Below are 14,591 nucleotides of genomic sequence, written 5' to 3'. Positions count from 1 at the left end.
TATAATTCCCCCCGAAAACAGGACAGCAGTTTAAGTTAGATTTTTAGATTAAATTTGTTGTATTATGAGTAGGCGAAAGTTCACATCAGCTTTCAAGACGAAGGTAGTATTGGAAGCTTTATCGGAGCGTGTGACGATCCAGGAGCTGGGTCAGAAGCACGGGATCCACCCCACGCAGATCACGACGTGGAAGTCTCAATTTTTGAAGCAGGCCCCTGCGGTCTTTGATCGTCCGGTCAAGGACGCCAAGAGCGAGGCTCAGGAGCGTGAGGAGCAATACCTGAAGACGATCGGCCAACAGAAGATGGAGATTGATTTTTTAAAGAAAGCCTTGTCATGAAAGAGACACCAGCACAACGGAAGGCGCACGTTGGCAAGGCAGACGGGCTGAGCATAGCCCGCCAGTGCGAATTGGTATCGGTATCCCGGAGCAGTTTTTACTATCAACCTGTCGGGGAAAGCTCGCTGAACCTGGAGTTGATGCGGTTGATCGATGAGGAATACCTGCAGCACCCCTGGCTAGGCGTTCCCCGGATGACCACCTGGTTGCGCAGGGACAAGGGCTACCGGGTCAATCCCAAGCGCATCGAGCGGTTGTACGGGATCATGGGGCTGTCGGCCATGGGCCCGAAGCCGAACACATCCAAACGGGGCAAAGGTAAGGGGCACCGGATATACAAGTATTTGTTACGGGGTCTGGATATCACCCGCGTGAATCAGGTATGGGCCATGGATATCACCTATATTCCGGTACAGGGCGGTTACCTGTATCTGTGCGCCATCATTGATGTATACAGCCGCTATGTTGTGGGCTGGTCACTGTCCAACACGATGACCTCCGGATGGTGCCGGGATACGCTGGAGGCGGCAATCGGGGAACACGGTACCCCCGAAATACTCAACACCGACCAGGGAAGTCAGTTCACCGCCCACGAATTCTGCAACTGGGTGACCGGAAACGGCATCCGGCTAAGCATGGACGGCAAGGGCCGGGCGATTGACAATATTTTCATCGAACGGTTGTGGCGGAGTGTCAAATACGAACATGTATACCTGTTCCCGGCTGCCGATGGGTTGGCCTGTTACCAAGGTCTGCAAACGTATTTCGGGTATTACAACAACCAAAGGAGGCACCAAAGCCTGGAAGATGAAATCCCCGGTGAGGTCTACCAGAGCCTCAAACAAAAGGAGGTGGCATGAAGCAGAGGAAAACAGGTGCCTCCGGCGGGCGCTCGCCGCGCAGGCAGGTTAGGTTAATGTTGGTGGGTGGGATACCGGAAATATCTTACTTAGTTTATGAAAAATCTGTCCAATGATTGGGGGGAATTATATTTCAACAGTTAAAATTCCGTTAGATTAATAAAGTTCAAGCTATCCCAGCTTCCTTGTATATTCAAGAATATCTCCCGGCTGGCAATCCAGTGCTTCACAAATAGCTTCGAGCGTTTCAAACCGGACGCCTTTGGCCTTTCCTGTTTTTAATATGGAAAGGTTCACAGTGGTAATCCCGATTTTTTCGGCCAATTCCTTGCTTTGCATTTTACGTTTGGCCAGCATCACATCTAAGTTTACAATAATTGGCATAATCAGATATATAAGTCTTGTTCATTTTGCAATCCAATGCCTTGATCGAAAATTGCCGCAAGGAAATAGATGAAGACCCCCAGTATAAAATGCAGGACAATCAATACGATAATGAAATCTTCAATTGGGACAAAGAGACAGCCGATGACCGTTGCCAGCGCAGGCACGATTAGGTTGAACCCGTAAAATCGTTTTAAGTGAACTACATTTTGAGACGTAAACAAGGTAGGTTTTAGAAAAACCCGGAACACGTCTGACACAAGCCAGAAGAAAGCACTGTATAATGCCAAAGGAAGCAGAAAAGAAAACAGCATGTACAGGGTGTAGTTTTCTACGATAAGGAATGTTTTAGAGGTAAAAGGAAAAAAAATATGTAAAAACTTTCCTTCAATTACGCCTGTCCAAATTCCGGTCAGAATGCATAATGCCGCATATAGGGTAGTGAGAAAATATCCTACGGCCAGCATTCGACTGATGATGTAGAGTATTTTGGCTACGATTTTTGTTCGTTTCATTTGGTGAATCTATAAAATTAACGTAACAAATATACTAATTAAAATAAAACGATAATAAAGAGACTGAAAAAAATCCTTTTGAGCCTCACCTGATGGAAAAGGCTTCATTTCAACAAAAGACAGCCCGAAAGGCCAGGCCACCATGTTCATTCACTTCAACTCTGAATGCCGGGAATGTGGTCGGAACGGAGATTAAAGACTTGGTAGCATCTGCTTTAAAAAAGGTCGCAAACATTGATAGACGCTATGAAAACGGCGATATTGAGGAAAAAAGGCTTATAGTGAGTTCGATGTTCCCCGATTTTTTGGAATTTGACGGAACACAACATCGAACTCCGAGACTAAATTCTGCGGTTGCTCTTATCTGTCAGAATAACAGCAAGTTACATGGCAAAAAAAAGGACAAGCGATGATTTAATTCGCTTGTCCAATGGGGTGATCCCGCTGGGATTCGAACCCAGGACCCATACATTAAAAGTGTATTGCTCTACCAGCTGAGCTACGGAATCATTCTTTATCCTGTCCAGAACAAACTTCCCTGCTTTTGGAAAGTGGTGCAAAGATAGAATTATAGGCCATTCTGTCCAAAATTAATTTCAGATAATTCAAGCTTTTAGGATAAAGGCTTTAGTTCCAGTGGCTAATGCCACTTCGGTATGTCGCCCACCGTGTGAGTTATTCTTTTCGGTATACCGTTTCGCCGGCGATCGCCGTTTGTAACACGGTCACTTCACGTATTTCCTCGAATGGAATGGTCATGATGTCTTTTTCTAATCGCACGAAATCAGCTTTTTTTCCCACTTCGATGCTTCCACGTGTTTCGGCTTCAAATACGCTGTAGGCCGCCCATATCGTCATGCCCCGTAGTGCTGCCTCCCGGTCAATCGCGTTCTCCGGCTGGAAGCCTCCATGGGGATAATCATCTTTATCTACTCGAGCTACAGCCGCGTGAAACCCATAAAGAGGATTGATGTGCTCTACAGGAAAGTCGCTGCCCAGGGCTAACCGGCCCGCCTCTTCGAGCAACTGCCGATAAGCATAAGCACCCTTGATGCGCTCCGGGCCTACGCGGTCTTCGGCCCAATACATATCCGACGTGGCATGTGTGGGTTGCACCGATGGAATGATATCGTAGGCGCCGAATTTGTGGAAATCAGTTGGCGATACAATCTGTGCATGTTCGATGCGCCAACGGCGATCATTTTTCCCTTTGAGGTATTTGCCGTAAATATCGAGTATCAGTCGGTTGGCCGAATCACCTATTGCATGTGTGGCTACTTGGAAATCGCTATCGACTATGCGGGCAATGGCCGAATCAATGGCCTCGGGGCTGAACAGCAAGAACCCTGAAGTCGGCGCATCTGCATAAGGGTGAAGCAGGCAAGCACCCCGTGAGCCCAGGGCACCATCGGCCAGTATTTTAAAGGAACGCACCGTGAATCTGTCGCTCACGTAGGGCCCCGCCGCCAAGTAGTGGTCCAGATTTTCATGGGAAATGCCTATCATCGCGTGGTTTCGGATGCGAAGTTGCCCCGCCATATACAGGCTATCCAATAATTGAAGGGAAGAATGCCCCAGACCGGCATCGCTTACAGTGGTAAGCCCCACAGCCAAACAAGCATCTTCCGCTTTCTTAAGAAATTGTGTTAGTTGTGAAGTCGTGGGACCAGGAATAAGGCTAGATACGGCATCCATTGCATTGTCTACCAACATACCGGTAGGCTTACCCTGCCGGGTTTCAATCAATCCACCTTCGATATCAATCGGTCCCGTGATACCGGCCAGCTCCAACGCCTTACCACTCGCTAGTGCTGCGTGCCCATCAATGCGGACAAGATATACCGGAATGTCTGGGAATGCGATGTCTAAACCGTCTTTTGTTGGAAAAGACTTGTTTTTCCACAGGTTCTGATCCCAACCACGGCCCAGTAGCCAACGTGCATCGGGATGTTCGGATCGGAATGCCTTGAGGCGGTCGATGATTTCATCGAATGAGGTAGCCCCGCTCAGATCGGCTTGTCCATACGTCCGAGCATAGCCCAAGAAGTGCGCGTGGGCGTCGTAAAAACCGGGGTAGATGGGTTGGCCATGCGCATCAATTGTTTTTTTCGCCTCGTATGTTGAACGAATCTCATCCGAGGTGCCGACAGCAATGAATTCACCGTCGCGTACAGCAAAGGCTTCAGCGGTGCTAAACGACGAATCGACCGTGTATACCACGGCATTATACACAACCAGGTCAGCCTGTTTGGAATCGCTGCACGAGCAGATCATCGCGGTGATGGCTGCCGTTAATATAAGCATGTTTTTGTTCATGGTTTATCGATGTCAATTGGATTTTTTTGCGTGGACCATCCGGTCGGCACCTTGCATGTCTTGATGAAGTGTAACTGCTTCGAAGCCTTTTTTTTCAAACAGATCACTGACCTCTTGGCCATAGTTGCGGTTAATTTCGACATATAGATTGCCATTTGGCTGCAGGTGCCGCATGGCAAATGAAGCGATATGCTCATAAAACAGCAAAGGGGCATCTCCTTGAACGAAAAGGGCCAAATGGGGTTCGTGTTCCAATACATTGCTGTGCATTTCGTCCCCTTCGGCCGTGGTAATATACGGGGGGTTGCTTACTACAATGTCAAACCGGTGGTCGTTTTGGAAAATTAAATCCCATTCCAAAATATCCGCGTGGATGAAATCGATTTGTGCGGACTGGCTTTTTGCATTCTGCCGCGCTACACGCAGCGCATCGGCCGAAACGTCAAGGGCATATACCTGAGCCTGTGGCAATGCCTTTTTCAGCGCGATGGCAATACAGCCACTTCCAGTGCCAATGTCGATAATACGCAAGGGAGCTGGTGTAGGCCGATGGTAGTGAGCGATGAGGTGCACTAACTCCTCGGTCTCTGGTCGAGGTATCAATACAGTGTTGCCTACAGTGAGTTTCATGCCCATAAACCAAGTATATCCTAAGATGTATTGGATGGGCTTTGCCTGTTGAAGCGCCGACAGCACGGAAATAAACCATTCCTGGTCTTCTTTGCTTAGTTGCGCCTGCCTGTTTAATAAGTATGTTGTTTTAGACCAGCCGAATCGATCCTCAGCTAGGAGGTAACAAAGCTGCTTAATTTCGTCTATTGGATATAAACCCAACAGGTCATCCACGAACCGTCGTTCGATTGCCGCTATGGATTGCATGAATACAAACATACGTTATACATTCGGATTGACCAAGCGGCAATAACTTATCTGTTTCTTACCTCTTGTTTACCTAATGCTTACTTATCCCTTAATCCTACCTTACTTCTCACTTACCATTTCCTTACCTATTCCCTACCTATTCCTTACCAGTTCTTTACCTATTCCTTACCATTTCCTTACCTATTCCTTACCTATTCCTTACCAGTTCTTTACCTATTCCTTACCAACGCGGTAAACGATAGGTAAGCCAACGGTAAGAAGGGAGTATAAAGAAGGGGAATGAAGTGTATGCCAAGACTAGGGCGGCAAAGGAGCCAATAAAAAAGAACATTTTTAAGTATGTTTGCGTCATGCAGGAACATGAGGTCTATATGCGGCGCTGCCTCGAGTTGGCCCGGTTGGGAATGGGGATGGTAAGCCCCAATCCGATGGTAGGAGCCGTGCTGGTTCACGATGGGAAGATCGTAGCTGAAAACTACCACCAACGGTTCGGCGGACCGCATGCTGAAGTGTTGGTTATTGAAGAAGCGCTTGCCAAGTACGGCGATGGTGCCGCGGCGCTGTTCCGAAACTCGACGATGTATGTCAGTTTGGAGCCCTGTGCCCATTATGGGAAAACGCCGCCCTGCGCGAAGTTACTGGCCGAACATCAGTTAGGTGAGGTCGTTGTGGCCTGCCGTGACCCGTTTGATCAGGTGAATGGCAAGGGAATAGCCATGATGAAGGAAGCGGGCATCCAGGTCATTGAAGGTGTACTGGCTGATGCATCCCAGTGGTTAAACCGTCGATTTACTACGCGCGTAGGGCAACAGCGGCCATATGTTATCCTGAAATGGGCCCAAACGGCGGATGGATACATGGCACCCGCCGATAGCACCCAACGGTGGATTACCGGAGCGGAAGCAAAGCAGTTAGTACACCGCTGGCGCAGCGAAGAAGATGCCGTATTGGTAGGTACACAAACTGCTTTGGCGGATAATCCGAGGCTCAATGTCAGGGAATGGAAGGGCAAGGACCCCAAACGAGTACTCATCGATAAACATCTAGCCGTAGGTACCACGGCCCATTTGCTGGACGGTAGTACGGAGACGATCGTGTTTAACGCTACGCGAACCGATTGGGAGGGGAGTAACAAATACATTGCCCTCGAAGATTTCGATTGGTACTTACCCCAGAAAATACTATTCCAACTTTATTTGATGGATATCCAATCCATTATCATAGAAGGCGGACGCAAGACACTCGATCTCTTCATCGGAGCCAATCTATGGGACGAAGCACGGGTATTTACATCCCCCCAAGTTTGGGGAGGCGGCATTGCAGCGCCGATATGCCATGCGGTAGAAGCTGAAAGCAGGCAAGTCGGTGTTGATCGACTGGATATATATTACCGAAACAACGAGCAACACAGTACGAGCTAATGGACTTCTACATCGCTGCGGTTATTCAAGCCTTATGTTTCGGCCCATTGGTCGTTGGCCTCTTCCTGTCGATGAAGATTTTCAATATTCCGGACATTACCACGGATGGGAGCTATACATTCGGTGCTGTCATCACAGCCGTTGGATTATCCCACGGCTATCCGCCGATGGTGACGCTCCTATTAGCGATGGGCGGTGGCGCGCTGGCGGGATGCTGCACGGCTTTGATCCATACATGGCTGCGTATACACGCGCTATTGGCAGGTATTCTGGTGATGACTGCGCTTTATTCAATCAATCTAGTGCTTTTAGGGCGATCTAATATGCCGCTGCTCGATTATCCGGATGTATTCCGCGAATTGGGGCTGTTTGATAGTACGGATCACAACACCCTCACGGTATTGCTGCTGTTCGTTGTTGCTTTGCTTTTTGCCATGGCCTATTTGCTGCGTAGTGATTTCGGTATCGCACTGCGTGCTACGGGCGATAGTGAGGCCATGATTCGAGCCCAGGGGGTAAACACCACGCGGATGAAGGTGTATGGTTTGGCGCTTTCCAACGGGTTGGTTGCGTGGAGCGGCGGATTGATGGCACAATTCCAGGGATTTGCAGACATCAACATGGGGATAGGTATCGTAATCAGTGGACTGGGGGCTGTAATTATCGGCGATACGCTAATTAATTCCATCAAATTGCGTGCAATGCTACCGATGTTGATCTGCATCATTGTGGGGGTGGTTTTGTTCCAATCGATGCTGGCATTGGCACTCAGTGCCGGCGTCAATCCCAGCTTGTTGAAGCTCACGACGGCATTATTGGTATTGGCCATTGTAGCACTTCCCCGAGTGGGGGGGGCGCTGCAACTCTCCAAACGTTAGGTATTTCGGGATGCTCCAGCTACAACATATCACCAAAATATTTAATGCCGGTAAAGCCACCGAGGTTGCGGCAGTGAAGGATCTCACGCTTCGGCTGGATCCGCAGAGTTTCAACGTGTTGGTTGGTGCCAATGGCTCGGGAAAAAGCACGTTGCTCAATTTGATTGCAGGCAGCACACACCCTGATAAAGGAAATATATTGCTACATGAGCGCGAAATCCAGCGATTGGCCGACTACCGGCGCAGTAAGTGGATAGGGCGGGTATTTCAAAACCCATTGATGGGTACCGCAGCCTCGTTGAGTGTGTTGGATAATTTTCGGATGGCGGCCTTGCGTCGATCGACCAAATGGATAACGTTGGGCACCGGTGGCCGGTTCAGAAAGCAGGTTGCCGAAAAAATAGCGACGTTGGGTATGGGCTTGGAAAATAAGCTTACTCAGCCCATGGGGTCGTTGAGTGGGGGACAGCGGCAGGCACTTACCCTACTGATGACGGTCATGGCTGACGTAGATTTACTTCTGCTTGACGAGCCGTCGGCTGCGCTGGACCCACGTTCTGCTCGGCAAGTGATGGAAATCGCCAACCGACTAATAGCCGAAGATCGCCTTACTGCACTACTGGTTACCCACAACATCAATGAGGCACTACGCTATGGCACGCGGCTTATACAGATGGAGGATGGGAAAATCATTAAGGATTATGACGCAGCTGCCAAGCGCGGCCTTGATCATGGCGCCGTGGTATCGTGGTTTGATTATTTCTGACCAAATTCGTACCTTTGGCTTGCATTACCTATAACCACACGATATGGCCTTGTCTGAAGATTTATTGCATTTCATTTGGAAGTATCGATTGTTTACTACGCAAGATCTGCACACCGAATCTGGCAAAACTATTCAAATTTTTCATGTAGGCAACCATAACCATGATGCAGGTCCTGATTTTCTGGCGGCACGTATGGTCATCGACGGAATTGAGTGGGGCGGCAATGTAGAAATCCATTTGCGGGCGTCCGATTGGGACCGCCATCGGCATCAGCAAGACGAAGCCTATAATAACGTTATTTTACACGTGGTTTACGAAGACGATAAGGACGTTTACCGTGCCGATGGTTCACCTCCCGAAACGTTGGAGCTGAAACCTCGGATATCGGCTGCCATTTTGCCGCGCTATAGGGAGCTGATGAGCGGCATGTGGTGGATTCCCTGTGAGAAAATGATTCACCGGGTGCCATCGTTTCACTTATCGCAATGGCTTTCCCGTCTATTGATGGAGCGCTTTGAGTACAAAATTTCGGCTATATACGCTTTGTTGGAGCAACAGCGTGGTAGCTGGGAGGATACCTGTTATATCTGGATGGCGCGGAGTTTCGGGTTCAAGGTGAATGCCGATGCCTTCGAGCAATTGGCACGTAGCCTACCATTGTCGGTAATCGGCAAGCATAAAGATAACCCACTGGCGGTAGAGGCCTTGTTTTTTGGCCAGGCTGGGATGTTAGAAGGGGAGGTGTTCGAAGATGCTTACCCACAAGCACTCCAGCGTGAATATGCCCACTTGCGGCGATTACATTCGTTGCAACCCATGGGTGGGGCAACATGGCGTTTTATGCGGACACGGCCAGGGAATTTTCCGACGGTCCGCATCGCACAGTTTGCAGCCCTTTGTCTACGGTCTACACAGTTGTTTTCCATCATCGCCAATACCAAAGACATAGGCTCCCTGGAAACTTTTTTTGATGAGCTTCCCTTAAACCACTATTGGCTTGGGCATTATCGCTTTGATTCGTCTTCTTCTTCCGGAGGAAATCAACTGGGTGAACGATCGGTAGATATATTGTTGATTAATGCCGTAGCAGGCATAATATTTGCCTATGGTAAATATATCGGTAAAGAAACGTATATTTACCGGGCTATTGCCTTGCTTGAAGCACTGAAGGCGGAAGACAATACGGTTGTACGCCGGTTTTCGGCATTGGGAATCAAAGCAGAGCAAGCCGCTGAGTCACAGGCTTTGTTACAAATGAAAGCGTTTTATTGCGACAAGAAAAAATGTTTGGATTGCGGGATTGGGTTGCAGTTGATTAAACACGATGAATGATGGTTAGGCGAATTCTCTTGTTTTTCGAACAACGTTCCTTTGGGGTTTGCACCTACATGGGTGAACGCTTGGGTATCTCCATTTCCAAACTTCGTCTATTCTTTATCTATACCTCTTTTCTAGCGGTAGGTTTCCCAATCATCTTCTATTTTTTAGCCGGTGTTGTCTTGGATTTCCGTAATTACATCAAGCGCATGCGCCATCAACTTTGGGATGTTTGACCGATCGAAGAGCAGCTTGTTTCCATTAAGCCTTCAATATATTCGCAATTTCGGTGTGGCCCTTCTCGCCGGCCAGGTCTGATGCTGTTTTACCCATTTCGTTCTTGATCTCTACCGACGCTCCATTTTCCAATAGGAGGATAATGAGGTCGATGTTGCCGGTTTGCGCAGCAAGGTGCAGTGGACTGGTGCGCGAGGTTTGGAGTACGTTGACTTCTCCGCCCGCCTCGATAAGCATCTTGGCAATGCCGTCAAAACCAGAACCAATGGCAGCATGCAGCGGGTATACGTTATAACCATTCCTGGAATGGGTATTCGGATCAGCACCATTTTCCAATAGAAAACGTACGATATCCTCATTTCCGAAATGCGTTGCCATTCCTAATGGGGTAAATCCATGGTCCGAGATCATTTCCAGCGTATCCGGATCATTCTCCACCATCGCCTGCACTTGTTCAAACAGGTTGGCAGCCGCCGCCTCATGTATGCTCAATTCATTGAGATGCTTAAGCAGTACCTTCGCAATGTGGGGTTTGTTATAGTAGCAGGCTAGTAGGAGGGGGGAGATTTCGTGACTCGTTTTTTGGTTGCATAGCGCGGGGTTTCCATTCAACAAATCGTCGATGGCTATGCTGTCGCCTTTCTCTATATATTCTTCTAGCAGACTGAGACTCATTTTTCTTATTTGGATGGTCAACAACTAAATTACAAGGACGAATTAACTAAAAATTTATGAAACCTACATGAACTGGCTCTTAAAAAGGACTTGGATAATAAAGACCGGGCAGGGCATCGTCACCGGACACCGTCATCCTGTTGTAGTATTACGTCTACAAAAACGCTTTTTAGGTGTATATTTGTTTGGTATACCCAATCTTTGATGTACTTTTGTAATGCCCTCCCAAAGGGCATGTTTTTCATAGGTAGATGTAGGGTCGAATATTTAATTATTCGGCCCTTTTTTGTTTGGACATGTTCTGCGTCTTTCCCCAAACTGTTAAAAAATGTGAAATTATTTTTGAAAAAACAGTGTTTTTATACATTTGCCGGTACTATTTATCATTTCTAAATAAGTCTTTTTCTTATGTTAACACGTGCCATTACTTTACCAAAAGTTATCGTTTTGCTATTGGTGTTGTGCGGAGTGATCCCCATTCCGTGTGTGCAGCGCGTTACCGTTGCACAAAGTTTGTCTCTTTACACGCCCTATACTAAAATTTCGGTGCCTCCGGGCGAATCCATCGATTATTCGGTTGATGTAATCAATAACGGCGGAGGCATCCGAAATGCTGATTTGACCGTTTCGGGCTTACCCGAAGGATGGTCTTATGAACTCACGTCGGGTGGGTGGACCGTTGAACAGCTTTCTGTATTGCCCCGCGAAAAGAAAAACATTTCCTTCAAGGTACAGGTACCCTACAAAGTTGAAAAGGGTACATACCAGTTCCGACTCACAGCAAGGGGTGCCAGTAGCCTACCACTCACGGTCGTGGTATCGGAACAGGGTTCTTTTAAGTCGGAGTTTAATACCGATCAAGCCAATATGGAGGGCGCAGCAAACTCATCGTTTACGTTTAACGCGACACTTCGTAACCCCTCCAGTGAAGCGCAGGTCTATGGATTGCGGGCACAAGTGCCACAAGGGTGGAACGCGCTTTTCCGTGCGAATGGCAAGCAAGTATCGTCGGTAAAAGTAGACCCCAATCAAACGCAGAACATTACCATCGAGTTGGATCCACCCGACCAACTCGGGGCGGGAAAATACAAAGTTCCGGTGGTCGCGTCAGCGAGTGGGATGTCTTCCAATTTGGAGCTCGAAGTGGTTATTACGGGGTCATATAACCTGGAGCTTACCACCCCTACAGGTCGGTTAAGTACATCCATTACCGCAGGCGGTGATGAGAAGGTGGAACTCTTGGTGAAAAACACCGGCTCGGCGCCGCTGAAAAACGTGGAGATGAAGTCTTCGACGCCGGTAGATTGGACCGTTTCGTTTCAACCCGCAAAAATCGATGTCATCGCTCCGGGTCAACATGCCCAGGTCATCGCAACCGTCGAAGCAAGCGGGAAAGCCGTAGCGGGCGACTATGTGACCAACCTTGAAGCCAAAACCGCAGAGAAGACGGCCACAGCTTCGCTGCGTGTGTCTGTGCGTACCCCCTTGCTTTGGGGCTGGTTAGGGATCATCATTATCATGGGTGCACTGGGTGGTGTTTATTATTTGTTCCGCAAATATGGAAGGAGGTAGCCCGTGGATCATTCAATTATCGAACTTAAGGGCCTTACCAAACGGTATGGCGATTTTACGGCCGTTGATAGCCTCGACCTCTCCATACGCAAAGGCGAGATTTTTGGACTGCTGGGTCCAAACGGTGCGGGTAAGTCCACGACCATTTTGATGATGTTGGGACTTACCGAACCGACATCCGGGGCAGTGCAGGTATGTGGAATGGATTCGACGGTAAACCCCATCGAGGTAAAGCGCCGGGTAGGTTATTTGCCAGATGATGTGGGGTTTTATGAGCCGCTAAATGGCCGCGAGAACCTATTGTATACCGCGCGGCTCAATCGCCTATCGCTCAGTGAAGCTACCTCTCGTGTCGATCACCTTTTAGAACGTGTGGGGCTGCGGCAAGCCGCAGGGAAAAAAGTCGGTAAATACTCGCGGGGTATGCGGCAGCGCTTAGGCTTGGCCGATGTATTGGTGAAAAACCCCGAGGTCATCATCCTGGATGAACCGACCCTGGGAATAGACCCCATCGGTGTGCGTGAATTTTTGGAACTGATTGTGGTATTAAGCCGCGAAGAACAGATAACCGTGCTGCTTTCCTCCCATCATTTGCACCAAGTGCAGCAGGTGTGCGATCGGGTGGGCATATTTGTAGGAGGGAGGCTTCTTGCAGAGGGAGGTGTGTCTGATTTGTCGCGTGCGCTTTTTTCGGATAAAGAACCGTACCTCATTGAAGTCGGTGTCGATACCGTTGGCTTGGGCAATGGGGCAGACCGGATTGCAGCTGTTGCAGGGGCTGTACGCGGACTGAACCACGTCGTGTCGGTTACCGTTGATGCAGGTAAACTGTGTATTGGCAGTGAGGAAGATGTCAGCGCCGACGTAGCGCGGATTGTGGTCAATGCCGGTATGGGACTCACGTCCCTGATGATGAAGGAATACGGTCTGGATGATATTTACACAAAATATTTCGAGGGAGGCGAGGTGTATGGAAAAATTGCATAATATGGTCAGCCAATTGAAAGGAAACGGCTGGGCAACCAGGATAGTCGATGCTGCCGGCCGGCTGCGCTCGAAAGTAGATGAACGGAATGCGCACCGCATAGTTCACCCGTTTTGGATCATCGTTCAAAAAGAAATATCCGACCATGTGCGTAGCTGGCGGTTTAACGTATTGTTGTTCCTGATTCTGCTGACTTGTTTCGGGTCGCTTTATACTTCAATTACCAGCCTGGTGGCTGAGCTGTCGAAATCCAGCAATGCGGATGACCCGTTTCTCTTCTTGAAGTTGTTTACGCAATCCGATGGTTCCCTTCCCCCGTTCCATGTGTTCATTGGTTTCCTTGGACCATTATTGGGTATCGGGTTGGGGTTCGACGCGATCAATTCAGAGCAAAATTCGGGTACGTTAAGCCGCGTCATGTCACAACCTATACACCGCGATTATCTAATCAACGCCAAGTTCGTCGCTGCACTGACGGTAATCGGCGTTATGTTCTTTGCGCTTGGCTTTTTAGTGATGGGGTTTGGCTTGTTCATCATCGGTATTCCGCCAACGGCAACGGAGTTTTTGCGGATCATTTTCTTTCTGTTACTGAGCGTTCTTTACGTCGCGTTTTGGCTCAATTTGGCGGTGTTTTTATCTATCCGGTTCCGTCAGGCCGCTACTTCGGCGCTCACTGCAATTGCCATCTGGCTGTTCTTTACCGTATTCTATCAGCTCATCGTTAACATAGTTGCCCGTGCAATGGCGCCACCCGAAATGGTGTCGCAAGAGCAACTATTAGGCTATCAGCAGTTTATTGGTAATCTCATGCGGGTTGTCCCCAGTCAGTTATATACCGACGCTACCACCACTTTATTGATGCCGTCGGTAAGAAGCTTGGGGCCGCTTACCATGCAACAGACCTACGGAGCCATTCCGAGTCCGCTGCCGTTAGGCCAAAGTTTGTTGATCGTGTGGCCGCAGCTCACCGGGCTTATCGCAGCAACAGTCGTGTGCTTTGCACTGTCATACGTTTCATTCATGCGAAAAGAAATCCGGTCGCGGTAAGCAGTGCCGGCGGAAGTTCCTTCAATAAAGGGCGCAGATGTAACGGTTTGTAATTAAACAGCGATTTGGTTATGTTTGGCAAACTTTCATGACGATGAAGCGTAAGATTGTTGTTGCCATAACCGGAGCGAGCGGCTCCATTTATGCCAAGGTATTGCTAGACAAGTTGATGGCACTCGATACGCAGTGGGATACGGTGGCAGTGGTCATGTCGGATAATGCCAGGGATGTGTGGGAATTTGAGTTGGGTGATGTTAGCTACACCGACTACCCATTTACTTTACATGAGAAAAGCGATTTCTATGCGCCGTTCGCATCCGGGTCCGCTCGGTTTGATACAATGATCGTATGCCCTTGTTCAATGGGCACGTTGGCGAGGATAGCACAGGGTA

The 14,591-nt window shown here is 48.7% G+C and carries 17 protein-coding genes and 1 tRNA gene; 12 read left to right on the top strand and 6 right to left on the bottom strand.

Annotated elements, in window-relative coordinates:
* The first annotated feature begins 64 nt into the window (after positions 1-64).
* Together ACO1NT_RS04805 and ACO1NT_RS04800 are read left to right on the top strand one after the other, a co-directional pair.
* A complete protein-coding gene (locus ACO1NT_RS04805) occupies positions 65-340 on the top strand; it encodes a transposase (RefSeq protein WP_090622413.1) in 276 nt (91 codons plus the stop codon).
* On the top strand, positions 337-1,200 hold the full coding sequence (locus ACO1NT_RS04800) for an IS3 family transposase (RefSeq protein ID WP_449047276.1): 864 nt from the start codon (positions 337-339) through the stop codon (positions 1,198-1,200). Before ACO1NT_RS04805 ends, ACO1NT_RS04800 begins: the two co-directional genes overlap by 4 nt.
* Positions 1,201-1,371: 171 nt before the next feature.
* Here ACO1NT_RS04800 and ACO1NT_RS04795 read toward each other — a convergent pair whose 3' ends face one another.
* Both ACO1NT_RS04795 and ACO1NT_RS04790 read right to left on the bottom strand, forming a co-directional pair.
* Complete coding sequence (locus tag ACO1NT_RS04795) at positions 1,372-1,584, bottom strand: helix-turn-helix domain-containing protein (protein WP_449047274.1); 213 nt, start codon at positions 1,582-1,584, stop codon at positions 1,372-1,374.
* A 2-nt stretch (positions 1,585-1,586) separates the two neighbouring features.
* On the bottom strand, positions 1,587-2,099 hold the full coding sequence (locus ACO1NT_RS04790; RefSeq protein ID WP_449047272.1) for a hypothetical protein: 513 nt from the start codon (positions 2,097-2,099) through the stop codon (positions 1,587-1,589).
* Positions 2,100-2,191: 92 nt separating this feature from the next.
* Between ACO1NT_RS04790 and ACO1NT_RS04785 the strand changes: the two genes are divergently transcribed.
* On the top strand, positions 2,192-2,512 hold the full coding sequence (locus ACO1NT_RS04785; protein ID WP_449047270.1) for a hypothetical protein: 321 nt from the start codon (positions 2,192-2,194) through the stop codon (positions 2,510-2,512).
* Between the two features lie 23 nt (positions 2,513-2,535).
* Here ACO1NT_RS04785 and ACO1NT_RS04780 read toward each other — a convergent pair.
* From ACO1NT_RS04780 to prmC, 3 genes are all read right to left on the bottom strand, one after another.
* A tRNA-Lys gene (locus tag ACO1NT_RS04780) sits at positions 2,536-2,608 on the bottom strand.
* Positions 2,609-2,774: 166 nt separating this feature from the next.
* Positions 2,775-4,415 carry an amidohydrolase gene (locus ACO1NT_RS04775; protein WP_449047269.1) on the bottom strand — a complete coding sequence of 547 codons (1,641 nt, stop codon included), beginning with the start codon at positions 4,413-4,415 and terminating at the stop codon, positions 2,775-2,777.
* 12 nt (positions 4,416-4,427) lie between these two features.
* Complete coding sequence (prmC, locus tag ACO1NT_RS04770) at positions 4,428-5,294, bottom strand: peptide chain release factor N(5)-glutamine methyltransferase (protein WP_449047268.1); 867 nt, start codon at positions 5,292-5,294, stop codon at positions 4,428-4,430.
* A gap of 353 nt (positions 5,295-5,647) precedes the next feature.
* On the opposite strand from prmC, the gene ribD reads away from it, so the two are divergent.
* The 5 genes from ribD to ACO1NT_RS04745 are packed head-to-tail and all read left to right on the top strand — an operon-like array spanning position 5,648 to position 9,916.
* Positions 5,648-6,718 (top strand): bifunctional diaminohydroxyphosphoribosylaminopyrimidine deaminase/5-amino-6-(5-phosphoribosylamino)uracil reductase RibD, encoded by a 1,071-nt coding sequence (gene ribD / locus ACO1NT_RS04765; protein WP_449047267.1) that lies wholly within the window; start codon positions 5,648-5,650, stop codon positions 6,716-6,718.
* Positions 6,718-7,596, top strand: coding sequence for an ABC transporter permease (locus ACO1NT_RS04760; protein ID WP_449047265.1), 879 nt, complete (start codon positions 6,718-6,720; stop codon positions 7,594-7,596). Before ribD ends, ACO1NT_RS04760 begins: the two co-directional genes overlap by 1 nt.
* 10 nt (positions 7,597-7,606) lie before the next feature.
* Complete coding sequence (locus ACO1NT_RS04755) at positions 7,607-8,362, top strand: ABC transporter ATP-binding protein (protein WP_449047264.1); 756 nt, start codon at positions 7,607-7,609, stop codon at positions 8,360-8,362.
* 49 nt (positions 8,363-8,411) lie between these two features.
* Positions 8,412-9,695 (top strand): DUF2851 family protein, encoded by a 1,284-nt coding sequence (locus ACO1NT_RS04750; RefSeq protein ID WP_449047263.1) that lies wholly within the window; start codon positions 8,412-8,414, stop codon positions 9,693-9,695.
* Positions 9,695-9,916, top strand: coding sequence for a PspC family transcriptional regulator (locus tag ACO1NT_RS04745; protein ID WP_449047261.1), 222 nt, complete (start codon positions 9,695-9,697; stop codon positions 9,914-9,916). The genes ACO1NT_RS04750 and ACO1NT_RS04745 overlap by 1 nt, the downstream gene beginning before the upstream one ends.
* Before the next feature lie 25 nt (positions 9,917-9,941).
* Here the strand turns inward: ACO1NT_RS04745 and ACO1NT_RS04740 are convergent, their stop codons facing one another.
* Positions 9,942-10,592: an ankyrin repeat domain-containing protein gene (locus tag ACO1NT_RS04740; RefSeq protein ID WP_449047259.1), complete on the bottom strand. Its 651-nt coding sequence runs from the start codon at positions 10,590-10,592 to the stop codon at positions 9,942-9,944.
* 456 nt (positions 10,593-11,048) lie between these two features.
* On the opposite strand from ACO1NT_RS04740, the gene ACO1NT_RS04735 reads away from it, so the two are divergent.
* From ACO1NT_RS04735 to ACO1NT_RS04720, 4 genes are all read left to right on the top strand, one after another.
* Positions 11,049-12,164 carry a COG1470 family protein gene (locus ACO1NT_RS04735; RefSeq protein ID WP_449047278.1) on the top strand — a complete coding sequence of 372 codons (1,116 nt, stop codon included), beginning with the start codon at positions 11,049-11,051 and terminating at the stop codon, positions 12,162-12,164.
* Positions 12,165-12,167: 3 nt separating this feature from the next.
* Positions 12,168-13,151, top strand: coding sequence for an ABC transporter ATP-binding protein (locus ACO1NT_RS04730; protein ID WP_449047257.1), 984 nt, complete (start codon positions 12,168-12,170; stop codon positions 13,149-13,151).
* Entirely contained in the window at positions 13,135-14,199 is a 1,065-nt protein-coding gene (locus ACO1NT_RS04725) for an ABC transporter permease (protein ID WP_449047255.1), read from the top strand. Before ACO1NT_RS04730 ends, ACO1NT_RS04725 begins: the two co-directional genes overlap by 17 nt.
* A 94-nt stretch (positions 14,200-14,293) precedes the next feature.
* The coding region (locus tag ACO1NT_RS04720) for a flavoprotein (protein ID WP_449047253.1) at positions 14,294-14,591 on the top strand (298 nt) is incomplete at its 3' end.

The organism is Parapedobacter sp. (assembly GCF_053550995.1).
Note: the sequence above shows the minus strand (reverse complement) of the source record. Positions and strands in the feature narration are given on the sequence as shown.